The following is a 23406-nucleotide window of genomic DNA, read 5'->3' as shown; positions in this document are numbered from 1 at the left end:
CCCGGGACCGGACCCGCCGCGGGGGGAGCGGAGCCGGCGACGGCACCGCGCGCCCGCGGGCGCCGGGGCCGGTGGGTGCTCGGCCTGCTGCTGCTGTCCGGGCTGGTCGCGCTGACCGCGCTGCCGGTGTGGATCACGGCCACCGGGGCCAACGCGCTCGGCGACGCCGTGGCGATCACGGTCCGCGGCACCACCGCCGCGCCGGGGCTGGTCGCGGCCGCGCTCGTGCTGCTCGCCGCGGCGGGCGCGCTCGGGCTGGTCGGCCGGGTCGGCCGCTGGGTGGTGGTGGTCGTGGTGGCCGCCGCGGGCGCGCTGGTCGTGGCGTCGGCGCTGAGCGCGCCGGCGGGTGCGACGGCGACGGCCGAGCGCGCCGCGGCGGACGCCACGGGCGTGTCCAACCTCACGGGCGCGGTGCAGGTGGCCGCGTGGCCGTGGCTCGCGGCCGCGGTCGGCGTGCTCGTCGTGGTCGCGGCGGTCGGCCTGGCCCGGGCGTCCGCGAGCTGGGTCGCGCCGACCGACCGGTACGAGCGCGCGGGCGCCGGGACCGGCGCGTCGACCGGTCCTGCCGCCGCGGGCGGGGCCGGCGCCGGCTCCGGGACCGCGTCGGCGAGCGGCGACGCCGCGCCCGACGAGCGCACCACCTGGGACGCGCTGACCCGCGGCGACGACCCCACCTGAGCCCGGGGCGCCCGCCCCGGGAGCCGCGCGCCCGACCTGAGCAGGCCGCCGGGGTCCGCTAGGGTTTGCGACACACAGTCATGAAAGGTGTTCCACGATGGTCGAGCAGTCGCTCAGTTCTTCCGGCGTCGTGACCGGGCGTGCCCAGCAGGTCCCGGGGACGGAGACGCTGCGGCTGCCGCCGAAGGCGCCGCCGACCAACCACGGGCACACCACCGCCGCCTGGACGACGACGATCGTCGTGCTGATCGGCTCGACGGCCGGCGCGCTCGGCCTGATCTTCGGCCTCATGTGGCTGTTCTGGGCCGGCCTCGCCGTCGCCCTGCTCGGCGTCGTCGTCGGCAAGGTGCTCCAGGTGATCGGCTACGGCCAGGGCGGCCGGCACACGATCGAGAAGGCGCGCCGCACCGGCGGTCACTGAGGTCCGCCCGCCGGTCACCGACCGGGACGCGGTGGACGGCGCGCGCCCGCTCCGGTACACCTGTGGGGATCGGCGGACAGCCGCCCACCAGGGCGGACGCCGCGCCAGACCACGAGTGAACGAGGAGCCGATCATGTCGACCCCGAACCAGCCGCAGGACCCGTACTCCGCCCCCGACGGGCAGGGTTCCGGCGACCAGTCCGGCGCCGCGCCGCAGCAGCCCGGCAGCACGCCGGGCGCGGGCGACCCGTACGGGCAGCCCGGCCAGGGCGGCGTGCCGCAGTACGGCTCGTACGCGAGCGGCGACCAGGGGCAGGGCGGCGGCTACCCGCAGTCCGGCGGGTACGGCCAGGGCGGCTACGGCCAGCCCGCCTACCCGGGCGGCGCGCAGGGCTACGGGGCCGGCTTCTACCCGAAGAACAACCTGGCCGTCTGGTCGCTGGTGCTCGGCATCGTCGGGTTCTTCGTGTGCTCGATCTTCACCAGCATCCCCGGCATCATCGTCGGGTCGAAGGCCAAGCAGGCCGTGGCCCGCGGCGAGGCGAACAACGGCTCGCTCGCGAACGCCGGGTACATCGTGTCGTGGGTGGTGACGGGCCTGCAGGTGATCGGCCTGATCATCCTCATCATCGCGGCGGCGACCGGAGGCCTGGCCGCCTACTTCGACACCGTCAACAACTCGACGTACTGACGTGGCCACGGCCGCCCCTCCCGAGACCCTCGCGCCCCGCGCGCGGCTGCGCGCCGCCCGGGCGCCGCTGCTGGTCGCGGGCGGGGCGGCCGTCGCCGCGCTCGGGCTCGTCCTGGTCGACCCGCACGAGCCCGGGTCCTGGGGCGCCTGCCCGCTCTACGCGCTGACCGGCCTGTACTGCGCCGGCTGCGGCGGCCTGCGGGGGACCCACGACCTGCTCGTCGGCGACCTGGGGGGTGCGTGGGCGATGAACCCCCTGTGGGTGCTGCTCGTCCCCGTGCTGCTCGGGCTGTGGGCCCGCTGGCTGGTGGGCGCGCTGCGCACCGGCCGTCGCGCCGCCGCGCCACCCGCGTGGGTCGCGGTCGCCGGGGCGGGCGTCGTCGTGCTCTACAGCGTCGCCCGGAACGTCCCCGCCTGGGCCGGGCTGCTCGCGCCCTGACGCCCTCGGCGTGCGGGTGAACCCGGCCGAGTGCTGCGCTGCGTACCCCGGGTCCTCCCTAGGATGCCGTCCGGCGCGCAGCGCGCCGATCCACCCACCAGGAGGCCGCCCGTGACCACGCCCGACCAGCCCACGGACCCGTACCGCGAGCAGCCGGGGTCCGGTGGCGCGGCCAGCGGCGACCGGCAGACGTGGGAGCAGCCCGGCGAGGCCGCGCAGGCCGCCGGGCAGCAGGAGCCCTACGCGGCGCAGCAGCCGTACGGCCAGCAGCCGGGGTACGGCCAGGACCCCTACGCCGCGCAGCAGCCGTACGGCCAGCAGCCGGGGTACGGCCAGGACCCCTACGCGGCGCAGCAGCCGTACGGGCAGCAGCCGGGGTACGGCCAGGACCCCTACGCCGCGCAGCAGCCGTACGGCCAGCAGCCTTACGGCCAGGACCCGGGCTACCCGGCGGCGTACCCGGGCTCCGCGTACCCCGCGGCCCCCTACGGCGGCGCCCCGTACGTGCCGGTGTACGGCTACCCCAAGAACGGCCTCGGCGTCTGGTCGCTCGCGCTGGGCATCGCGGCCTTCGTCTGCCTCGGCCCGTTCGCGGGCATCCCGGCGATCATCACCGGCGTCCTCGGCCGCAAGGCGGCGCAGCGCGGCGAGGCGAACAACGGCGGCCTCGCGCTGGCGGGCCTCATCATCGGCTCCATCGCGTGCGCGGGCTGGGTCGTGTTCTTCCTCATCGGGTTCGCGGACGCGATGACCGGCTGGTCCGGCTCCTCCGGCTACTCCGGCTACTGAGCTCCCCGGCCCCGGCGCCCGGTTCGGACGTCCCCGCCGGGTTCGGTGCTTGGAGCCACCGAACCCGGCGGGAACCACCGAATCCGCGCGCCGGCCGGCGGGCCCGCACGCGCACCGTGTCCCACCGGCTGGCCCGTGGTCGGGAGTGGTGCGTGGCGCCCGTACGATGGCCGAGGTGGTCGGACGAGACCCGCGTCACGGTGGTCAGCCGCGGCCGGTCCCGCCGAGGAGCCCCGCCGGCTCCCGTGCCCTGAGGCGCGCCGCCGCCGATCCGGGGGAGAAGGAACGCCGATGGGCACCGTGCTGGACGACATCGTGGCGGGCGTGCGCGAGGACCTCGCGGTGCGCGAGGCGGCCACGCCCCTCGCCGAGCTCAAGGAGCGCGCGGCGCGCGTGCCCGGCGCCATCGACTGCGTGGCGCGGCTGCGTCTCGAGGACGCCGTGACCGTGATCGCCGAGGTCAAGCGGTCCAGCCCCTCCAAGGGCGCGCTCGCGACCATCACCGACCCGGCCGCGCTCGCCGCGGAGTACGAGAAGGGCGGCGCGACCGTCATCTCGGTGCTCACCGAGCAGCGGAAGTTCAACGGCAGCCTGGCGGACCTGGACAGCGTGCGCGCCGCGGTCGACATCCCGGTGCTCCGCAAGGACTTCGTCGTCACGCCGTACCAGGTGTGGGAGGCGCGGGCGCACGGGGCGGACCTGGTCCTGCTCATCGTCGCCGCGCTGGAGCAGACCGTGCTGACCTCGCTGGTCGAGCGCGTGCACTCCCTGGGCATGACCGCCCTGGTCGAGGTGCACGACGCCGAGGAGGTCGTGCGGGCGGTCGACGCCGGCGCGCGGGTCATCGGCGTCAACGCGCGGGACCTCAAGACGCTCGAGGTGGACCGCGGCACGTTCGCGCGCGTCGCCCCGGCGATCCCGGCCGACGTCGTGAAGGTCGCCGAGTCCGGGGTGCGCGGGCCGCACGACGTCATGGACTACGCCCGGGCCGGCGCGGACGCCGTGCTGGTCGGCGAGGCGCTGGTGACGGACGACGCGCCGCGGCAGTCGGTCGCGGACCTGGTGGCGGCGGGCGCGCACCCGTCGCTGCGCGCGGTCCGGCAGTAGCCACCGGCCCGGCCCCCGGGGCCGGACCGACCCCAGCGAGGGCGGCCGCGCCGCAGCGCGGCCCCGCAGCACGAACCACGAGGAGCACCAGGGTGACGACGGGACGCACGGGTCCGCAGGTGACGAGCAGCCCGGGCGGGCCGCTGGCCACGCACGCCGGGCCGTACTTCGGGGACTTCGGCGGCCGGTTCGTGCCGGAGGCGCTGATCGCCGCGCTGGACGAGCTCGACACGGAGTTCCACAAGGCGTCGGCCGACCCCGCCTTCGCGGCGGAGCTGGCGCGGCTGCACCGCACCTACACCGGCCGGCCGAGCCCGCTCACCGAGGTGAAGCGGTTCGCGGAGCACGTCGCGCCGGGCGTCCGGGTGTTCCTCAAGCGCGAGGACCTCAACCACACCGGCTCGCACAAGATCAACAACGTGCTGGGCCAGGCCCTGCTGGTGAAGCGGATGGGCAAGACCCGGGTCATCGCCGAGACCGGCGCCGGCCAGCACGGCGTGGCCACCGCGACGGCGGCGGCGCTGCTCGACCTCGAGTGCGTCGTCTACATGGGCGAGGAGGACACCCAGCGCCAGGCGCTCAACGTCGCGCGGATGCGGCTGCTCGGCGCGACCGTCGTCCCGGTGACCATCGGCTCCCGCACGCTCAAGGACGCGATCAACGAGGCGCTGCGCGACTGGGTGGCGAACGTCGACACCACGCACTACCTGCTCGGGACGGTGACGGGCCCGCACCCGTTCCCCGAGATGGTGCGCGACTTCCACAAGATCATCGGCGAGGAGGCGAAGGCCCAGCTCGCGGAGGAGATCGGCGCCCTGCCGGACGCCGTCGCGGCCTGCGTCGGCGGCGGCTCGAACGCCATGGGCATCTTCAACGCGTTCCTCGACGACCCGTCGGTGCGCCTGTTCGGCTTCGAGGCCGGCGGCGAGGGGATCTCCTCGGGCCGGCACGCGTCGCGGTTCAGCGGCGGGTCGCCGGGCGTGCTGCAGGGCACGAAGTCGTACCTGCTGCAGGACGACGACGGCCAGACCCTGCCCAGCCACTCGGTGTCCGCCGGGCTCGACTACCCGAGCGTCGGCCCCGAGCACGCCTGGCTGCACGACATCGGCCGCGCCGAGTACCGCCCGGTGACGGACGCCGAAGCCATGGAGGCGTTCCGGGTCCTCTGCCAGACCGAGGGCATCATCCCGGCCATCGAGTCGGCGCACGCCCTGGCCGGGGCGATCCAGCTCGGCCGCGAGGTCGCGACCTGGGACACCCCGGACGGCCGCGAGCCGGTGATCCTGGTGAACCTCTCCGGGCGCGGGGACAAGGACGTGGCGACCGCGGCGGCGTGGTTCGACCTGATCGAGGACAAGCCGGTCGTGCAGGCCGACGAGGGGGAGCAGCTGTGAGCGACGTCCAGGCGACCACGTCCCGCACCGGCGCCACCCTCGACCGGCTCAAGGCCGAGGGGCGCGGCGCGCTGGTCGGCTACCTGCCGCTCGGCTTCCCGGACGTCGAGGGCTCGGTCCGCGCGGCCGTGGCGATGGTCGAGGCCGGCGTCGACGTGATCGAGCTCGGCCTGCCGTACTCGGACCCGGTCATGGACGGCCCGGTCATCCAGCACGCGGTCGACGTCGCGCTGTCCGGCGGCACCCGGGTGCGGGACGCGTTCGGCGCGGTGGAGCGGATCGCCGCGACCGGTGCCCCGGTCCTGGTCATGACGTACTGGAACCCGGTGCTGCGGTACGGCGTCGACGCGTTCGCGCGCGACCTGGCCGCCGCGGGCGGTGCGGGGCTCATCACGCCGGACCTCATCCCCGACGAGGGGCAGGACTGGCTGGCCGCGTCCGAGGAGCACGACCTGGACCGGGTGTTCCTGGTCGCGCCGTCGTCGACCCCGGAGCGCCTCGCGATGACCGCCGCGGCGTCCCGCGGGTTCGTGTACGCGGCGTCGACGATGGGCGTGACGGGGGAGCGGACCACGGTCGGCGCCCGCGCCGAGCAGCTGGTCGCCGACACCCGCGCGGCCGGCGCCGAGCACGTGTGCGTCGGGCTGGGCGTGTCGCAGCCCGACCAGGCGCGTGACATCGGCCGGTACGCGGACGGCGTCATCGTCGGCTCGGCGTTCGTGCGGGCCCTCGCGGCCGCCGCGACGCGCGAGGCCGGGCTGGAGGCGGTCGCGGCCGTCGCCGCGGGGCTCGCCGAGGGCGTCCGCACGGCCCGCTGAGCCGCCCGGGGGCCCCGCCGGGCGGCGCCGCGTCGCCCTGCGCGCGGACCCCCGGTCCGGGTCCGCGCCCAGGTCGCATACAGTGCCCGTGTGATGATCCCCGCCGCGATCCCGAGCCCGCCGCAGGCCGTCTGGTACCTCGGCCCCGTGCCGCTGCGCGCCTACGCCCTCGCGATCCTCGCCGGGATCGTGGTGGCGGTGCTCATGACCCAGCGCCGGTGGAAGGAGCGCGGCGGGGACCCGGAGCAGGTGCTCGACATCGTGTTCTGGGCGGTGCCGTTCGGTATCGTCGGCGGCCGGCTCTACCACGTGATCACCAGCCCGGACGCGTACTTCGGCGCGGGCGGCGACCCCGTGCGCGCGCTGTACGTCTGGGAGGGCGGCCTGGGCATCTGGGGCGCCGTGGCGCTCGGCGCGGTCGGCGCGTACATCGGCTGCCGGCGTGCCGGGGTGTCGTTCCCGGTGTTCGCGGACGCCCTGGCGCCGGGCCTCCTCGTGGCCCAGGCGATCGGCCGGCTCGGCAACTGGTTCAACCAGGAGCTGTTCGGCGGCCCCACCACCCTGCCCTGGGGCCTGCGGATCGACGACGCGCACCTGCCGGCCGGCTACGAGTCGGGCACGCTGTTCCACCCGACGTTCCTGTACGAGCTGCTGTGGAACCTGGCCGGCGCCGCGCTGATCATCTACCTCGACCGGCGGCTGCGGCTCGGCCACGGCCGGGCGTTCTGGCTGTACGTGATCGTCTACACGACCGGCCGGCTCTGGATCGAGCTGGTCCGGATCGACCCGGCGCAGATGATCGGCCCGTTCCGGCTCAACGTCTGGACGTCGATCATCGTGCTCCTCGGGGCGCTGGTAGCGTTCGTGGTCGTCGGACGTCGTCATCCTGGACGCGAGACCACGCCCCTCCTGCGCGAGACCGAGACGCAGGACGACGAGGTGGCGGAGCACGGCACGGCCCGCTGACCGCGGCGAACGCCCGTGTGACCCACCTCACTTTCTCGCGATGTGAGCGCCTGTGTTTCCGGCAGGTATCGTCGCCACACTTGTAGCCCGGGCCGATGACGTCCCAGCCTCCCCCCCCATTGCTCTACCTGGGCCCGCTCCCCGGGTCCGTGAGGACGGTGCTGATGCCCGCGTCGCCTGTGCGTCCCGGTGCTTCTCCCGTGCAGCAGCAGGGTCTGTACGACCCGGCTGCCGAGCACGACGCCTGCGGTTTCGCGTTCGTCGCGACGCTGCGCGGTACCCCCGGTCGCGACATCGTCGACGCCGGGCTCACCGCCCTGCTCAACCTCGACCACCGCGGCGCGGTCGGTGCGGAGGAGAACAGCGGCGACGGGGCCGGCATCCTGACGCAGATCCCGGACGCGTTCCTGCGCGACGTGGTCGACGCCGAGCTGCCGCCGGCCGGGCGCTACGCCATCGGCATGGCGTTCCTGCCGCAGGACGAGGAGGAGCGCGCCGTCGCGGTGCGCGCCGTCGAGGCGATCGCGGCCGAGGAGAAGCTCGACGTGCTGGCGTGGCGCGACGTGCAGGTGACGGCCGACCTGGTCGGCCCGACCGCGCGCTCGTCCATGCCGGTGTTCCGCCAGCTCGTCGTGGCGGACCCGTCGCGCGAGCTCGCCGGCATCGACCTGGACCGCCGGGCCTTCCGGCTGCGCAAGCGGGCCGAGCGCGAGCTCGGCGTGTACTTCGCGTCGCTGTCCGCCCGGACGCTGTCCTACAAGGGCATGCTCACCACGGGTCAGCTGGAGCCGTTCTTCGCGGACCTGTCGGACCCGCGGTACGCCTCGGAGATCGCGCTGGTGCACTCGCGGTTCTCCACCAACACGTTCCCGTCCTGGCCGCTCGCGCAGCCGTTCCGGTTGATCGCGCACAACGGCGAGATCAACACGGTGCGCGGCAACCGGAACTGGGTCGCGGCGCGCGAGGGCACGCTGCAGTCGGACCTGCTGGGCGACCTGGCTCCGCTGCTGCCGGTGTGCACGCCGGGCGGCTCGGACTCGGGCTCGTTCGACGAGGTGCTCGAGCTGCTGCACCTGGGCGGCCGCTCCCTGCCGCACGCGATCATGATGATGATCCCGGAGGCCTGGGAGAACCACGCGCAGATGGACCCCGCGCGGCGGGCGTTCTACGAGTACCACGCGTCGCTGATGGAGCCGTGGGACGGCCCGGCGGCGATGACGTTCACCGACGGCACCCTCATCGGCTCGGTGCAGGACCGCAACGGCCTGCGCCCCGGCCGGTTCTGGGTGACCGAGGACGGCCTGGTCGTCATGGGTTCCGAGGCCGGCGTGCTCGACCTCGACCCGGCGACGATCGTCCGCAAGGGCCGCCTGGAGCCCGGCAAGATGTTCCTGGTCGACACGAACCAGGGCCGGATCGTCGAGGACGACGAGGTCAAGGCGCAGCTGGCCGCGCAGCGGCCGTACGCCGAGTGGGTCCGGGAGAACTCGGTCTACCTAGAGCAGCTGCCCGAGCGCGAGCACATCGCGCACTCGTCGGCCTCCGTGCGCCGCCGGCAGCGGACCTTCGGGTACACGGAGGAGGAGCTGAAGATCCTCCTGACGCCCATGGGCGCCTCGGGCGCGGAGCCGCTGGGCGCGATGGGCTCGGACACCCCGGTCGCGGTGCTGTCCCAGCGGCCGCGGCTGCTGTTCGACTACTTCACCCAGATGTTCGCGCAGGTGACGAACCCGCCGCTGGACGCGATCCGCGAGGAGCTGGTCACGTCCATCGGCGGCGCGATCGGCCCCGAGCCGAACCTGCTGGACGACACCCCGCTGCACGCGCGCAAGCTCGTGCTGCCGTTCCCGGTGCTGGACAACGACGGCCTGGCCAAGATCGTCAAGATCGACAAGGACCCCGCGATGGCGGGTGTGTTCCGGTCGACGATCGTCCGCGGCCTGTACCGGGCGGCCGGCGGCGGCGAGGCGCTCGAGCAGCGGCTCGAGGAGATCTTCGCGGAGTGCGACCAGGCGATCGCCGACGGCGTGAGCTTCCTCGTGCTGTCCGACCGGGACTCCGACGCCGACCGCGCGCCCATCCCGTCGCTGCTGCTGCTGTCGGCGGTGCACCACCACCTGCTGCGCCGGCACACCCGCACCCAGGTGTCGCTGGTCGTCGAGGCCGGCGACGTGCGCGAGGTGCACCACGTCGCGCTCCTGATCGGCTACGGGGCCGCCGCGGTGAACCCGTACCTGGCGATGGAGACCGTCGAGGACCTCGCGACCAACGGCTACCTGCCGGGCGTCACCCCCGAGCAGGCCGTGAAGAACCTCATCAAGGCGCTCGGCAAGGGCGTCCTGAAGGTCATGTCCAAGATGGGCATCTCGACCATCGCGTCCTACCGCGGCGCCCAGGTGTTCGAGGCCATCGGCCTGTCCCAGCCGCTCGTGGACCGGTACTTCACCGGCACCACCAGCCGGCTCGGGGGCATCGGCCTGGACGTCATCGCGGCCGAGGTCGCGGCGCGGCACAACGACGCGTACCCGGCCAACGGCAACCGCCTGGCGCACCGCCGCCTCGCGACCGGCGGCGAGTACCAGTGGCGCCGCGACGGCGAGGAGCACCTGTTCGACCCGGAGACCGTGTTCCGGCTGCAGCACTCCACCCGCACGCGGCAGATGGACGTGTTCCGCGACTACACCCACCGGGTGAACGAGCAGTCGTCGCGCCTGATGACGCTGCGCGGCCTGCTCGAGCTGAAGACCGGCGAGCGGACCCCCGTGCCGATCGACGAGGTCGAGCCGGTCAGCGAGATCGTCAAGCGGTTCAGCACCGGCGCGATGTCGTACGGCTCCATCTCCGCGGAGGCGCACGAGACGCTCGCGATCGCCATGAACCGGCTCGGCGCCAAGTCGAACACCGGCGAGGGCGGCGAGGACCCGGACCGGCTGCACGACCACGAGCGGCGCTCGGCGATCAAGCAGATCGCGTCGGGCCGGTTCGGCGTGACGTCGGAGTACCTGACGTTCGCGGACGACATCCAGATCAAGCTGGCCCAGGGCGCCAAGCCGGGCGAGGGCGGTCAGCTGCCCGGCCCGAAGGTGTACCCGTGGGTCGCGAAGACCCGGCACTCCACGCCGGGCGTCGGCCTGATCTCGCCGCCGCCGCACCACGACATCTACTCGATCGAGGACCTGGCGCAGCTGATCCACGACGCCAAGAACGCGAACCCGCGGGCGCGGATCCACACCAAGCTCGTCAGCGAGTTCGGCGTGGGCACCGTGGCGGCGGGCGTGGCCAAGGCGCACTCCGACGTCGTGCTCATCTCGGGCCACGACGGCGGCACCGGCGCCTCGCCGCTGACCAGCCTCAAGCACGCCGGCACGCCCTGGGAGATCGGCCTGGCCGAGACCCAGCAGACCCTCGTGCTCAACGACCTGCGCGACCGCGTCGTGGTCCAGGTCGACGGCCAGCTCAAGACCGGTCGCGACGTGATCGTCGGCGCGCTGCTCGGCGCCGAGGAGTTCGGCTTCGCGACGGCGCCGCTGGTCGTGTCGGGCTGCATCATGATGCGCGTCTGCCACCTCGACACCTGCCCCGTGGGCGTCGCGACGCAGAACCCCGACCTGCGGTCCCGGTTCACCGGGAAGCCGGAGTTCGTGGTGACGTTCTTCGAGTTCATCGCGCAGGAGGTGCGCGAGCTGCTCGCCGAGCTGGGCTTCCGCAGCATCGAGGAGGCCGTCGGCCACGTCGAGCTGCTGGACTCCCGCAAGGCCGTCGAGCACTGGAAGGCGCAGGGCCTCGACCTGACGCCGGTGCTCGCCGTCCCCGAGCCGGTGCCCGGCTCCGCCCTGCACCACGTGCAGGACCAGGACCACGGCCTCGACCGCGCGCTGGACAACCAGTTCATCGCGATGGCGGCGGACGCCCTGGAGGACGCACGGCCGGTCCGGATCGAGCTGCCGGTGCGCAACGTCAACCGGACCGTCGGCACGATGCTCGGCCACGACGTCACCCGCCGGTACGGCGGCGCGGGCCTGCCGGACGGCACGATCGAGGTCGCGCTCACCGGGTCCGCCGGCCAGTCGTTCGGCGCGTTCGTGCCGCGCGGCATCACGCTGCGGCTCGAGGGCGACGCGAACGACTACGTCGGCAAGGGCCTGTCCGGCGGCCGGATCGTCGTGCGGCCCGACCGGAACGCGGTACTGACCGGCGAGCACAACGTCATCGCGGGCAACGTGATCGGCTACGGCGCCACGTCGGGCGAGATGTTCCTGCGCGGCGTCGTCGGCGAGCGGTTCGGCGTCCGGAACTCGGGCGCGACGCTGGTCGTCGAGGGCGTGGGCGACCACGGCTGCGAGTACATGACCGGCGGCACCGTCCTGGTGCTGGGCCGGACCGGCCGCAACTTCGCGGCGGGCATGTCCGGCGGCACGGCCTACGTGCTCGACCTCAAGCCCGAGCGCGTCAACGTCCAGGCCGTCGCGGCCGGCGAGCTGGGTCTCGACCCGCTCGACGACGAGGACGCGGCGCTGGTGACCGACCTGCTGCGGCGCCAGGCGGAGGAGACCGGGTCGCGCGTCGCGGCCGAGCTCCTCGCCGACCCCGCGGCGACCCGTGCCCGGTTCACCCGGGTGCGGCCGACCGAGTACTCCCGCGTCCGCGCGGCGCTGGCGAAGGCGGAGGCCGACGGCCTCGACCCGAGCGCGCCCGGCGTGTGGGAGGGCATCCTGGAGGTGGCTCGTGGCTGACCCCCGCGGCTTCATGAAGGTGCGGGAGCGCGAGCTGCCCGCCAACCGTCCCGTGCCCCTGCGGCTCCTGGACTGGCGCGAGGTGCACGAGCACCGCAGCGCGCAGGACGACCCGCAGGCGGCGACCCTGCTGCACCGGCAGGCCGGGCGCTGCATGGACTGCGGCGTCCCGTTCTGCCACAACGGCTGCCCGCTCGGGAACCTCATCCCGGAGTGGAACGACCTGGTGTGGCGCGGGCAGTGGGCCGACGCGATCGAGCGGCTGCACGCGACGAACAACTTCCCGGAGTTCACGGGCCGGATCTGCCCGGCCCCGTGCGAGTCGGCCTGCGTGCTGGGCATCAACCAGCCCGCGGTGACGATCAAGAACATCGAGGTCTCGATCATCGACGAGGCCTTCGACCGGGGCCTGGTGCACCCGCAGGTGCCGCAGCGCCTGTCCGGGCACACCGTCGCCGTGGTCGGCTCGGGCCCCGCGGGGCTCGCGGCCGCCCAGCAGCTGACCCGCGCCGGGCACACCGTCGCGGTCTACGAGCGGGACGACGCGATCGGCGGCCTGCTCCGGTACGGCGTGCCGGACTTCAAGCTGGAGAAGCGGCACATCGACCGCCGGCTCGAGCAGATGACCGCCGAGGGCACCCGGTTCCGGGCCAACGTGGAGATCGGCCGGGACATCACCTGGGCGCAGCTGCGGGCCCGGTACGACGCCGTGGTGGTCGCCACCGGCTCGACCGTGCCGCGCGAGCTGCCGCTGCCGGGGCGCGACCTGGCGGGCATCCACCCGGCAATGGAGTACCTGTCCCGGTCGAACAAGCTCGTCGCCGGCCAGGACGTCCCGGACGCCATCGACGCGGCGGGCAAGCACGTGGTCGTGATCGGCGGCGGCGACACCGGCTCGGACTGCGTCGGCACCGCCCTGCGCCAGGGCGCGGCGTCCGTCACGACGCTGGCCATCGGCAAGCAGCCGCCCACCGAGCGGCCCGCGAACGCGCCGTGGCCGACCGACCCGGTGCTGTTCGAGGTGTCGTCCTCGCACGAGGAGGGCGGCCGGCGCGACTACCTCGCGTCGACCGTCGCGTTCCTGGGCGACGAGGGCGGCCGCGTGACGCACCTGCGGCTCGCGACCACCGAGTACCAGCCCGACGGCCGCCGCGTGCCGACCCCCGGCACCGAGCGGGACATCCCGGCCGACCTGGTCCTCATCGCGATGGGCTTCACCGGCCCGGAGACCGAGGACCTGGTCGGGCAGGCCGGCGTCGACCTGACGCCGCGCGGCACCGTCGCCCGGTCGGACGACTTCGCGACCAACGTCCCTGGCGTGTTCGTGGCCGGCGACGCGGGCCGCGGCCAGTCGCTCATCGTGTGGGCGATCGCCGAGGGCCGTGCCGCCGCCGCGGCGGTGGACACCTACCTGGGCGGCAGCACCGAGCTGCCCGCGCCCGTCACGGCCGGCACGGTCGCGCTGCGCGCCTGACCCGTCGCGAGCCCCCGACGCCCGCCCGGCCCTCGCGGCCGGGCGGGCGTCGCCGTGCGCGGGCCCCGGCGCGCCGCGGAGGTCCGGCGGGTGATCGCGGGGCGACGGGCCGCCGAACGTCACCCGAACTCTGGGACCCAGGTCCCGGCGCGCACGCGGGGGACGACCCCCGTCGCGGGCGGCCCGGCGGCTCCGGTGCGGCGGGGGCGGGTCCCGGTGCCCGCGCGGCCGTAGACTCTGACCTGTCTGGCAGCACCGCCCTGCCTGCTCCGCCTCACCGCGAGCACCGTGGCGCTGCGTCCGTAGACCATCACCGCGCACGTCCCGGCAGGCTGGGCCCACCAGGACGTTCGGTCCGAACCGTCTGTCACGAAAGGCCTAGGCTTTCCCCCATGCGTAGAGCGAAGATCGTCTGCACCATCGGCCCCGCCACGGAGTCCGCCGAGCAGATCCAGGCCCTTGTCGACGCCGGGATGGACGTGGCGCGGCTGAACCGCAGCCACGGCGACACCGAGGTGCACGAGCGCGTGTACAACAACGTGCGCGCCGCCGCGAAGGCCTCCGGCCGCTCCGTGGCCGTCCTGGTCGACCTCCAGGGCCCGAAGATCCGCCTCGGCCGGTTCGTCGAGGGCAAGCACTACCTCAACGAGGGTGACACCTTCACCATCACCACCGAGGACGTGCCGGGCACCAAGGAGCTCGTCTCCACGACCCACAAGGGCCTCGCCGGCGACGCCCGCGTGGGCGACCCGCTGCTGATCGACGACGGCCGCGTCCTCGTGCGCGTCACCGCCGTCGAGGGCCCGCGCGTCGTCACCCGCGTCGAGGTGGCCGGCCCGGTCTCCAACAACAAGGGCATCAACCTGCCCGGCGTGGCCGTGTCCGTCCCCGCCATGAGCGAGAAGGACGAGGAGGACCTGCGCTGGGCCCTCCGCGTCGGCGCCGACATCATCGCGCTGTCGTTCGTCCGCAACGCCGCCGACTACGACGACGTGCGCCGGATCATGGAGGAGGAGGGCCGGGTCGTCCCGGTCATCGCCAAGGTCGAGAAGCCGCAGGCCGTCGAGGCCCTGGCCGAGATCGTCGACGCGTTCGACGGCATCATGGTCGCCCGCGGCGACCTCGGCGTCGAGCTCCCGCTGGAGCAGGTGCCGCTGGTGCAGAAGCGCGCGGTCGAGCTGGCCCGCCGCAACGCCAAGCCGGTCATCGTCGCCACCCAGGTGCTCGAGTCCATGACCAACAACCCGCGCCCGACCCGCGCCGAGACGTCCGACTGCGCCAACGCGGTGCTCGACGGCGCCGACGCGGTCATGCTGTCCGGCGAGACCTCCGTGGGCGAGTACCCGATCGAGACCGTGCGCACCATGGCGCGGATCATCGAGGCGACCGAGGAGCTCGGCCGGGAGCGCATCGCCCCGCTCGGCTCGACCCCGCACACCCGCGGTGGCGCGATCACCCGCGCGGCGGCCGAGATCGGCGAGACCCTCGGCGTGAAGTACCTCGTGACCTTCACGCAGTCCGGCGACTCCGCGCGCCGCATGTCCCGCCTGCGCTCGTCCATCCCGCTGCTGGCGTTCACCCCGCAGACCTCGGTCCGCAACACCCTGTCGCTGAGCTGGGGCACGCAGACGTACGAGGTGCCGCAGGTCGAGCACACCGACGCGATGGTCCAGCAGGTCGAGTCCACCCTGCGCGCGCAGGGCCTCGCCGAGGTGGGCGACTACGTCGTCGTCGTGGCCGGCACGCCGGTCGGCGTCGTCGGGTCGACCAACTCGATCATCGTGCACAAGATCGGCGACGACGCCTCGGGCCGCGTGGCCTGACGCACCGCGTCCGTCGAGGGGCCCCGCAGCGCGCACGCGCAGCGGGGCCCCTCGCGTACGACCGGACCGTGCGCGGCGCGGCCGGGCGCGGCGCGGCGACGAGTGTCCAGTGACCTGGGCGCTCCGACCCGTTAGGTCCGACGGGCTCTGGACACCCGGCGTGGGACCGACGGTCCTGGTGCGGGCGAGGGCGAGCGGGTTGGGTGAGGGCATGACTCCCCACCGCGCGGTGCGCGCGCTCGCGATCGCGGCCACGGCCGTCGCCGGCTACTGCCTCGCCCGCGGGCAGGCGCTGCGCTGGGGCGCCTCCCAGGTCGAGCGGGCGATCGGGCTGCCCGGCGACGACCTCGTCCCCGACGCCGACCTGGTGGCGACCCGGGCGATCACCGTGCACGCCCCCGCCGAGCGGGTGTGGCCGTGGCTGCTGCAGCTCGGCCAGGGGCGCGGCGGCTTCTACAGCTACGACGCGCTGGAGCAGCTGGCCGGACTCGGCATCACCAGCGCCGACCGCATCGAGCCGCGCTGGCAGGAGCTCGCGGTCGGCGACGAGGTGCGCCTGGCCCCGCAGGTCGGCCTGGCGGTCACGGTGCTCGAGCCGCCGCACGCCCTGGTGCTGCACGGCGCGGGCCCGTCACTGCCGGACGAGGACGCGCCGCCGTTCGACTTCGCGTGGGCGTTCGTGCTGCGCCCGGGCGCCACCCCGGACAGCTGCCGGCTCGTCGTGCGGGAGCGGTACGCGTACGCGGAGCCGTGGGCGGGCTGGATGGTCGAGGCCGTGTCCTGGGTCAGCCTGCTGATGACCGAGCGGATGCTGCGCGGCGTCCGGGACCGCGCGGAGCGCACGCCGGCCTGACGCGCCCCGTTCCCCGGCGCGCACGTGTCACCACCTCGGCATACGGTCGTGGACGAGCGATCACGGGACCGCCGAGGGGCGGCGGGCGAGGGGAGTGCGCGTGGACGGCGTGGCGGTGCTGCAGGACGGCTTCGGCCGGATCGGGGACCTGGTGCACGGGGTGCTCGACGGGGTGGGCGAGGACGAGCTGACCGCCCGGCTCGGGCCGGAGGCGAACACCATCGCCTGGCTCGTCTGGCACCTGGCCCGGGTCGAGGACGCGCAGGTGGCCGACGTCGCCGGCACCGAGCAGGTGTGGACCGCGGACGGCTTCGCCGAGCGGTTCGGGCTCCCGTTCGGCACCGACGCGACCGGCTACGGCCAGAGCCCGGACGAGGTGGCGCAGGTGCGCGTCGAGGCGGACCTGCTGCGGGCCTACGCGGACGCGACCCGCGCCGCGACCGACGCCTACCTGCGGCGGCTGTCGGAGGAGGACCTCGGCCGCGTCATCGACGAGCGGTGGGACCCGCCGGTGACCGTCGGGGTGCGGCTCGTGAGCGTGCTCGGGGACGTGCTGGAGCACGCGGGGCAGGCGGCGTTCGTCAAGGGCGTCGTCACGTCGCGCTCCTGAGCGCCCCGCGCCGGCGGGGGAGGATGTCCCGGTGCGCGTCGAGCCGGTGAGCCCCGAGATCCTGGTCGGGCGGCTGGTGGACCGGGTGGCCGACGGGCTGGCGGCCGCGCGCGCGGCGGACGGGCCGGACCGGCGGTGGCGGGTGCTGCTGGACGGCGCGCCGCCCACCGGGCCCGGCGGGCTGGCGGACGCGCTCGTGGAGCCGCTGCGCGCCCGCGGGCACGCAGCGGTCCGGGTGTCGGCCGGGGACTTCCTGCGCCCGGCCGGGGTCCGGTTCGAGCACGGCCGCCAGGACCCCGACGCCCTGCTGGACGACGCGCTGGACGCCGGGGCGCTGGTCCGCGAGGTGCTGGACCCGCTCGGCCCGGGTGGCGACGGGACGTACCTGCCGGCCCTGTGGGACGCCGCCCGGGAGCGGTCGGCGCGGGCCACCCGGGTGCCCACCGCGCCGGGGACCGTGCTGCTGCTCGACGGCGGCCTGCTGCTGGGCAGGTGGCTCCCGGCGGACCTCGTGGTGCACCTGGCCGTGCGGCCGGACACGCTCGCGCGGCGCACCCCGCCGGACGACGCCTGGCGGCTGCCCGCCGAGGAGCGGTACCGGGCCGAGGCGGACCCGGAGGGCACGGCGGACGTGGTGGTCCGGGTGGACGACCCGCGGCGGCCCGGGTGGGTCGTCGAGCGCTGACGCGCCGACGCCGGCTCCGGCCCGCCGTGGGCCGCGCGTCAGCCCGCCTCGACCGCCGGCCGGACCGCGTGCGCCACGGCCCACTCGAGCGCCCGGTCCGCCACGGCCTCCCAGCCCGGCTCCGCGCAGGTCCAGTGCGACCGGCCCGGGATCTCGACGTACTCGGTGATCGCGGGGGACCTGCCGTACTTCTTCGCGTTCCCGCGGTTCACCGACGGCGGCATGATGTGGTCCTCCCCGCCGGCGAGGAACAGCAGCGGCGCGCGGTCCGCGTCGTAGTCGACCCAGGTCTCCTGGTGCCCGGGCTTGAAGTTGGCGATCAGGCCGTACGCCCACAGCCACGCGCCGGGCGCGCCGATGGCGTACCGCTCCCAGGCGGCGTCGGAGTCCTCCCTGCTGAGCGTGTTCGCGAACGCGTAGTGGAACTGCTCGGGCGTGAACGACACCGCCTCGTGCCGGGTGGACGGGTGCGTGAACGTCGGCAGCAGCGCCCGGAGCTGGGACGGCGGGGTCACGTAGACGTTCTCGGTCGGCGCGGAGTCGATCACCACCCCGGCGGCGCCGAGCCCGCGCGCCAGCAGCAGCTGGGTGAGGGTCCCGCCGAACGAGTGGCCGATGATGATCGGCGGCGCGTCCAGGGCCTCGATGATGCCGGCGAGGTGGTCGACGGTCTCGGGGACGGTGAGGGCGGCGATCACGGACGGGTCGGCGCGCAGGGCCTCGACCTCGATCTCGAAGCCGGGATACGCGGGCGCGAGCACCCGGTAGCCCTTCGCCTCGTAGTACGGGACCCAGTGCTCCCACGAGCGCGGGGTCATCCAGAGGCCGTGCACCAGGACGATCGTGTCCGGGGCTCCGGCGGGCAGCGGTGCGGTCATGAGGTGCTCCCAGGGTGGTGGGGTGGTGGGACGGACGGTGAGCAGCCCGGAGGGCGTGCCCGACGCGGGGGTCTCGCACGGTGGCACCAGGGGAGCCGGGCGGCCGGGCCGCGACGGGCTCCCCGGCGGCATCATGGCGCGCCGGGGGTACCGTGCGGAACCCCCCGGACCTGCCGGGACGACAGGTCGCGGGCGCGGGACGGGGTCCGCGTGCAGCCGGCACCTGCCGTCGTGGCGGCGGTGCGCGGCGCGGAGGAGGATGCTGGTGGGAGGGCGACCCCGCCCGGACGCGAGGAGGCGGACGATGAACGCGGCGACGGCGCGGCGGCAGGACGACGGCACGGGCGACGCCCCGAGCACCCCCGAGTACGACGCGTTCGGGCCGTGGGTGGACCCGGTGCGCACCGCCGAGGAGGTGCCGCCGCTGTACCGGGACCACCCGGTCGACCTCGCGGGCAGCCGGCTGGTGCTCAAGGTGCCCCGCGACATCGCCCGCCGGGACGCCACCCCCGACATGGACCTGTACGACCACCTGCTGGTGCTCGGCCCGGACCGGTTCACCGCCCTCAGCCGGCGCACGGGCGGCGACGCCGCGGCGCACGGGCGCGGGACGTCCCGCGGGACCACGGGCGGTCGCGGGTACGACGTGCTCGACGTGCCGTACGACCAGGTCGCGGCGGTCGGCACCAGCGTCGACCTGCTGGACGGCCGGCTCACGGTGCACGCGCTCGCGGGGCCCTCGGTCGCCGTGCGGTTCAGCGGCTCGTCGGCGGACGTGGTCGAGGGGTTCGTCGACGCGCTGCGCGCCCTCGCCTGGCCCGTGCCGACGTCCGGCGACCCCGCGCCGCGGGACCCGACCGCCGGTGCACCCGGGCTCGGCCGGCTCGACCGGCGGGCGCTGGGCGAGAAGGAGATCGGCCTGGTCTCGGCCTACCGCGAGGTCGCGGACCGCGAGCCCGGGCTCCGGGCGCTCGCGGCGCACCCCCGGCGGACCGTGGTGCCGCTGCGCGGCGGCGTGTCGCGGGCCGTGCACCTGCTGCACCCGATGACGGTGCAGGCGGCGGTCATCGCCTCCGACGGGCGCGAGCTGCAGGTGTTCGGCCGGCGGGCGTGGCTCGCGCGCGGCCGCACGCCGGTGCACTCCGAGTCGCGGGTGGTGCTGCCGCTGGAGCGGCTCACCGACGTGCGCGCCGTGCCGCACCCGGCGTACGCGGGCGTGGTCGTGGTGACGCTGCGCGCCGGCGACGCGGCCCTCGACCTGCCGGTGCCGGCGGGGTCGGACGCCGAGCGGGTGCTCGCCGGCCTGCTCCGCTGACCCGGGCCGCCGCCGTGCGGCCGGTCCCGCCCGGTGGCAGCGTGGTCGCATGAGCGAGGACATCCCCGACAGCTTCGACCCGCAGCAGCCCGACCTGCCGACGCTCGACGTCGACCCGGACCCGCTGCCCGACGACCACGACGGCGAGGCGCCCACCCGCGACGAGCCCGAGCGCTGACCGTCGCGCAGCCGCGCCCGGTGCCTGCGCACCCGACCGCCCCGTCGCCGAGGTAGGGCCGCCAGCCCGAGGTAGGGCCGTCCACGGTCCTACCTGGCGCGGACGGCCCTACCTCGGCGCGCCTGGCGCCCGGGGTCGCGGTTGCGCGGGGTCACGGGTGCCCGGGGTCACGCCGCGAGGGCGCGCGCCTTGAGGCGGCCGAACTCCTCGGTGTCGATGACGCCCTGGTCGAGCAGGGCCTTGGCGTCGGCGATCTCGTCGGCCGGCGACCTGCCCGCCGTCTGCCGGATGTAGGCGTCCGTCTCGCGGCGCGCGCTCGCGATCGCCGCCGCGTGCCGCTCCGCCATGCCCTTCCCGCGTGCGATGACGTAGACGAGCATGGACAGCCACGGCACCACGATCAGCGCCACGATCCAGGCCGCCTTCCACCAGCCGCTGAGGTCGCGGTCCCGGAACAGGTCGCCGCAGATCTGCCACAGCAGCACGAGGTAGGCGACGAACAGGAACCACCAGATCATCAGCCAGAACCAGTCCCAGAAGTCGTTCACGGTCCCACCCCTCGCTCGAGCCGCGGCCGACCGCGTCCGTGACCGGCCGGTGATCACGCTGCCGGGCCGCGACCTGCGGCGTCACACCCGCCGGGGGTGAGCCGGGCCCCGACTACCCGCGCCGGGTGAGGCCCGGCCGTCGGCGGCGCGGCGACGGTGGTCGAGGGGCGCCGCCGGGCGCCCGGCGGCGACGGGCGGGGACATGACGACGACCCAGGTGCCGGCGCGGGAGTGGCACGCCGCGACCGTGGCGGAGACGTGCGCGGCGTTCGGGGTGGACCCGGCGCGCGGGCTGACGGCGGACCAGGCGGCCGAGCGGCTGCGCGAGCACGGGCCGAACGCGCTCGCGGAGGAGGCGCCGGAGCCGGCGTGGCGCGCGTTCGCCCGGCAGTACGCGGACCTCATGCAGCTGGTGCTGGTGGGCGCCGCGGTGGTCAGCATGGTCGCGCTGCGCGACCTCGGCACCGGGCTGGTGATCCTCGGGCTGACGGTCGTCAACGCGCTCATGGGGCTGCACCAGGAGGGCAAGGCCGCCGAGAGCGTCGCGGCGCTGCGCACCATGCTGGTGATGACGGCCCGCGTGCTGCGGGACGGCCAGGTGCTGCAGGTGCCGGCCGAGCAGCTGGTGCCGGGCGACGTGGTCCGGTTCGAGGCGGGGGACAAGGTGCCCGCCGACGGGCGGCTCGTGGTCGCGGCGTCCCTGGAGATCGAGGAGGCGGGCCTCACCGGCGAGAGCACCCCGGTGCCCAAGTCCGTCGACCCGGTGACCGGCGACTCCGTGCCGCTGGGCGACCGCGTCGACATGGCGTACATGAACGCCCAGGTCACCCGGGGCCGCGGCGAGATGGTGGTCACCGCGACCGGCATGGCGACCGAGGTCGGCCGCATCTCCGGGATGCTCGGCGCCGTCGAGACCGACGAGACGCCGCTGACCCGGCAGCTCAACCGGCTGACCGTCGTGATCACGCTGATGGCGGCGGTCGCGCTGGTGCTCGTGGTGGTGCTCGGGCTGGCGCGCGGCGAGGACTTCGACACGCTGTTCCTGGTCGGCATCAGCCTGGCGGTCGCCGCGATCCCGACCGGCCTGCCGGCGGTCGTGACCATGCTGCTGTCGCTGGGCACCCGGGAGCTCGCGGGCGCCGGGGCGATCGTGAAGCGGCTGCGCTCGGTGGAGACCCTGGGCGCCACGTCGGCGATCTGCTCGGACAAGACGGGGACGCTCACGCTCAACCAGATGACCGCGCGGCGGCTCGTGCTCGCGGGCCGGCGGTACGGCGTCGACGGCGAGGGCTACGCGACCACCGGGCGGATCCTCGCGACCGGCGGCGGACCCGAGATCCGGCTGGAGCCGTTCCTGCTGCCGATGGCGCTCGCCAGCGACGCGACCGTCCGGGACGGCGACCTGGTCGGCGACCCGACGGAGGGCGCGCTGGTCGTGCTCGCCGCCAAGGGCGGGCTGGACGTCGAGGAGACCCGGCGCGCGTACCCCCGGGTGGCGGAGGTGCCGTTCGACGCGGCGTACAAGCTGATGGCGACGTTCCACGACGTCGAGGTCGCCGGCGTGCCCGCGGTCCGCTGCTACGTCAAGGGCGCCCCCGACGTGCTGCTGGCGCGGGCCACGCACTACCGGGACGCCGACGGCAGCACGCGGCCGATCGGCGACCTGCGGGACCGCGTCGTCGCCGAGAACGACGCCCTCGCCGGCGAGGGGATGCGGGTCCTGGCGCTCGCGCAGAAGGACGTCGGGCAGGCGGACCTGGCCGGGGAGCTGCTCGACCTCGTCGACGGCCTTGAGCTGCTGGCGCTGGTCGGGATCGTCGACCCGCCGCGCAAGGAGGCGCGGGACGCGATCGCCGCGTGCAAGGAGGCCGGCATCCGGGTCCGGATGATCACCGGCGACCACGTGACCACCGCCGCCGCGATCGCCGGGCAGCTCGGGATCGAGGGCCGGGCGCTGACCGGGGCCGAGTTCGCCGCGCTGCCGGACGAGCGCCTGGAGGCCGAGGTGGACGGCATCGGGGTGGTCGCGCGCGTCGCCCCGCAGGACAAGGTGCGCCTCGTCGACGTGCTCAAGCGCCGGGGCCAGGTGGTCGCGATGACCGGCGACGGCGTGAACGACGCGCCCGCGCTGACCCGGGCGGACATCGGGGTCGCCATGGGGATCACCGGCACGGAGGTCACCAAGGACGCCGCCGAGATGATCCTGACCGACGACAACTTCGCCACGATCGTCACGGCCGTGGAGCGCGGGCGCGGGCTCTACGACAACCTCATGCGGTACATCCGGTTCCAGATGGTCGTGCTGATCGGGTTCATCCTCACGTTCGTGGGCGCCGGGGTGTTCACGATCGCCGGGGGCGTGCCGCTGTCCCCGCTGCAGATCCTCTGGGTCAACTTCGCGATCGACGTCGTGCTCGCGATCGGCCTGGGCTTCGACGCGCCCGCCTCCGACCTCATGCGCCGGCTGCCGCGCGCTGCGGACGCCCCCGTGCTCGGCCGCGCGCTGGGCGCCCGGCTCGCCGTCGACGGGGTGCTCGTCGCGGTCGCGGCGCTGCTCGTGGTCGCCTGGGCCGAGCCCCGGTACGGGCTGCTCGTCGCGACCACGATGGGGCTCACCGCGACCTCGCTGGTGCACGTCGTCGTGGCCGCCCAGTGGCGCGACCGGTACCGCAGCGTGCTGCGCGCGGAGACCGTGGCGAACGCCCGGTTCGTGACGCTGGTGCTGGTGGTGGTCGGGCTCACCGTCCTGGTCACGTCGATCCCGCTGCTGCAGCGGCTGTTCGGCACCACGGACCTGAGCCTGCAGCAGTGGGGCGTGTGCCTGCTCGCGGTGCTGGGGTACCTGGTCGTCGCCGAGGTCGCGCGGTGGGTCGCGCGGCTGGCGGCGCGGCGCGGCGGGGCCGAGGTCCCGGCGAGCGCCGCGGTCGCCACCCCGGCGCGCACCCCGGTCCGGTGACCGCCCCGGCCGAGGCGCTCGGCCGCACGGAGCGCCGGCTGGCGGTGCTG

20 protein-coding genes are annotated in these 23406 nt (G+C 75.1%); 18 read left to right on the top strand and 2 right to left on the bottom strand.

Translation table 11 applies throughout. The annotated features are described in order from the left end of the window. The 15 genes from G6556_RS02275 to G6556_RS02205 all read left to right on the top strand — a co-directional run. Positions 1-678, top strand: a 678-nt coding sequence (locus tag G6556_RS02275) for a Trp biosynthesis-associated membrane protein (protein ID WP_166938218.1), incomplete at its 5' end; no start/stop codon positions are given. 97 nt (positions 679-775) lie between these two features. After that, a complete protein-coding gene (locus tag G6556_RS02270; RefSeq protein WP_240933507.1) occupies positions 776-1099 on the top strand; it encodes an HGxxPAAW family protein in 324 nt (107 codons plus the stop codon). Between the two features lie 133 nt (positions 1100-1232). After that, positions 1233-1790: a DUF4190 domain-containing protein gene (locus tag G6556_RS02265; RefSeq protein ID WP_166938216.1), complete on the top strand. Its 558-nt coding sequence runs from the start codon at positions 1233-1235 to the stop codon at positions 1788-1790. A gap of 1 nt (position 1791) precedes the next feature. After that, positions 1792-2229: a DUF2752 domain-containing protein gene (locus G6556_RS02260; protein ID WP_346774674.1), complete on the top strand. Its 438-nt coding sequence runs from the start codon at positions 1792-1794 to the stop codon at positions 2227-2229. A gap of 111 nt (positions 2230-2340) precedes the next feature. Beyond that, on the top strand, positions 2341-3018 hold the full coding sequence (locus tag G6556_RS02255) for a DUF4190 domain-containing protein (protein WP_205692901.1): 678 nt from the start codon (positions 2341-2343) through the stop codon (positions 3016-3018). Between the two features lie 291 nt (positions 3019-3309). Continuing rightward, complete coding sequence (gene trpC / locus G6556_RS02250) at positions 3310-4125, top strand: indole-3-glycerol phosphate synthase TrpC (RefSeq protein ID WP_166938212.1); 816 nt, start codon at positions 3310-3312, stop codon at positions 4123-4125. 119 nt (positions 4126-4244) lie between these two features. Further along, the gene (trpB, locus tag G6556_RS02245) at positions 4245-5519 is read left to right on the top strand and encodes a tryptophan synthase subunit beta (RefSeq protein ID WP_166938231.1); all 1275 of its coding nucleotides are present in this window, start codon (positions 4245-4247) and stop codon (positions 5517-5519) included. Continuing rightward, positions 5516-6337 carry a tryptophan synthase subunit alpha gene (gene trpA, locus G6556_RS02240; RefSeq protein WP_166938210.1) on the top strand — a complete coding sequence of 274 codons (822 nt, stop codon included), beginning with the start codon at positions 5516-5518 and terminating at the stop codon, positions 6335-6337. Before trpB ends, trpA begins: the two co-directional genes overlap by 4 nt. A 93-nt stretch (positions 6338-6430) precedes the next feature. Then, complete coding sequence (gene lgt / locus G6556_RS02235; RefSeq protein ID WP_166938208.1) at positions 6431-7303, top strand: prolipoprotein diacylglyceryl transferase; 873 nt, start codon at positions 6431-6433, stop codon at positions 7301-7303. A gap of 164 nt (positions 7304-7467) precedes the next feature. Next, complete coding sequence (gene gltB, locus G6556_RS02230) at positions 7468-12036, top strand: glutamate synthase large subunit (RefSeq protein WP_166938206.1); 4569 nt, start codon at positions 7468-7470, stop codon at positions 12034-12036. Then, a complete protein-coding gene (locus G6556_RS02225) occupies positions 12029-13510 on the top strand; it encodes a glutamate synthase subunit beta (protein ID WP_166938204.1) in 1482 nt (493 codons plus the stop codon). Before gltB ends, G6556_RS02225 begins: the two co-directional genes overlap by 8 nt. Before the next feature lie 392 nt (positions 13511-13902). After that, entirely contained in the window at positions 13903-15333 is a 1431-nt protein-coding gene (gene pyk, locus G6556_RS02220) for a pyruvate kinase (protein ID WP_147793674.1), read from the top strand. A 211-nt stretch (positions 15334-15544) separates the two neighbouring features. Further along, a complete protein-coding gene (locus tag G6556_RS02215) occupies positions 15545-16186 on the top strand; it encodes an SRPBCC family protein (protein WP_166938202.1) in 642 nt (213 codons plus the stop codon). 100 nt (positions 16187-16286) lie between these two features. Then, positions 16287-16796 (top strand): DUF664 domain-containing protein, encoded by a 510-nt coding sequence (locus tag G6556_RS02210; RefSeq protein WP_166938200.1) that lies wholly within the window; start codon positions 16287-16289, stop codon positions 16794-16796. Between the two features lie 31 nt (positions 16797-16827). Next, positions 16828-17481: a uridine kinase gene (locus G6556_RS02205; protein WP_346774673.1), complete on the top strand. Its 654-nt coding sequence runs from the start codon at positions 16828-16830 to the stop codon at positions 17479-17481. A gap of 38 nt (positions 17482-17519) precedes the next feature. Here G6556_RS02205 and G6556_RS02200 read toward each other — a convergent pair whose 3' ends face one another. After that, on the bottom strand, positions 17520-18359 hold the full coding sequence (locus G6556_RS02200) for an alpha/beta hydrolase (RefSeq protein ID WP_166938198.1): 840 nt from the start codon (positions 18357-18359) through the stop codon (positions 17520-17522). Between the two features lie 304 nt (positions 18360-18663). On the opposite strand from G6556_RS02200, the gene G6556_RS02195 reads away from it, so the two are divergent. Next, entirely contained in the window at positions 18664-19674 is a 1011-nt protein-coding gene (locus tag G6556_RS02195; protein ID WP_166938196.1) for a hypothetical protein, read from the top strand. Positions 19675-19723: 49 nt separating this feature from the next. Continuing rightward, positions 19724-19852, top strand: a complete 129-nt coding sequence (locus tag G6556_RS02190) for a chromosome partitioning protein (protein WP_166938194.1) — start codon at positions 19724-19726, stop codon at positions 19850-19852. A 167-nt stretch (positions 19853-20019) separates the two neighbouring features. Here the strand turns inward: G6556_RS02190 and G6556_RS02185 are convergent, their stop codons facing one another. Further along, positions 20020-20400 (bottom strand): SHOCT domain-containing protein, encoded by a 381-nt coding sequence (locus G6556_RS02185; RefSeq protein ID WP_346774672.1) that lies wholly within the window; start codon positions 20398-20400, stop codon positions 20020-20022. A gap of 202 nt (positions 20401-20602) precedes the next feature. On the opposite strand from G6556_RS02185, the gene G6556_RS02180 reads away from it, so the two are divergent. After that, on the top strand, positions 20603-23356 hold the full coding sequence (locus G6556_RS02180) for an HAD-IC family P-type ATPase (protein ID WP_166938192.1): 2754 nt from the start codon (positions 20603-20605) through the stop codon (positions 23354-23356). Positions 23357-23406: the final 50 nt, after the last annotated feature.

The sequence above is a fragment of the Cellulomonas sp. IC4_254 genome (assembly GCF_011603975.1).
GTDB lineage: Bacteria > Actinomycetota > Actinomycetes > Actinomycetales > Cellulomonadaceae > Cellulomonas.
This window is presented reverse-complemented; position numbering and strand designations above follow the sequence as displayed.

Excerpts from the sequence above, each read along its gene's own strand:
- G6556_RS02270 (WP_240933507.1), top strand. The coding sequence starts at position 776 with ATGGTCGAGCAGTCGCTCAGTTCTTCCGGCGTCGTGACCGGGCGTGCC.
- G6556_RS02265 (WP_166938216.1), top strand. The coding sequence starts at position 1,233 with ATGTCGACCCCGAACCAGCCGCAGGACCCGTACTCCGCCCCCGACGGG.
- trpC (WP_166938212.1), top strand. The coding sequence starts at position 3,310 with ATGGGCACCGTGCTGGACGACATCGTGGCGGGCGTGCGCGAGGACCTC.
- lgt (WP_166938208.1), top strand. The coding sequence starts at position 6,431 with ATGATCCCCGCCGCGATCCCGAGCCCGCCGCAGGCCGTCTGGTACCTC.
- gltB (WP_166938206.1), top strand. The coding sequence starts at position 7,468 with ATGCCCGCGTCGCCTGTGCGTCCCGGTGCTTCTCCCGTGCAGCAGCAG.
- pyk (WP_147793674.1), top strand. The coding sequence starts at position 13,903 with ATGCGTAGAGCGAAGATCGTCTGCACCATCGGCCCCGCCACGGAGTCC.
- G6556_RS02215 (WP_166938202.1), top strand. The coding sequence starts at position 15,545 with ATGACTCCCCACCGCGCGGTGCGCGCGCTCGCGATCGCGGCCACGGCC.
- G6556_RS02200 (WP_166938198.1), bottom strand. The coding sequence starts at position 18,359 with ATGACCGCACCGCTGCCCGCCGGAGCCCCGGACACGATCGTCCTGGTG.
- G6556_RS02195 (WP_166938196.1), top strand. The coding sequence starts at position 18,664 with ATGAACGCGGCGACGGCGCGGCGGCAGGACGACGGCACGGGCGACGCC.
- G6556_RS02190 (WP_166938194.1), top strand. The coding sequence starts at position 19,724 with ATGAGCGAGGACATCCCCGACAGCTTCGACCCGCAGCAGCCCGACCTG.
- G6556_RS02180 (WP_166938192.1), top strand. The coding sequence starts at position 20,603 with ATGACGACGACCCAGGTGCCGGCGCGGGAGTGGCACGCCGCGACCGTG.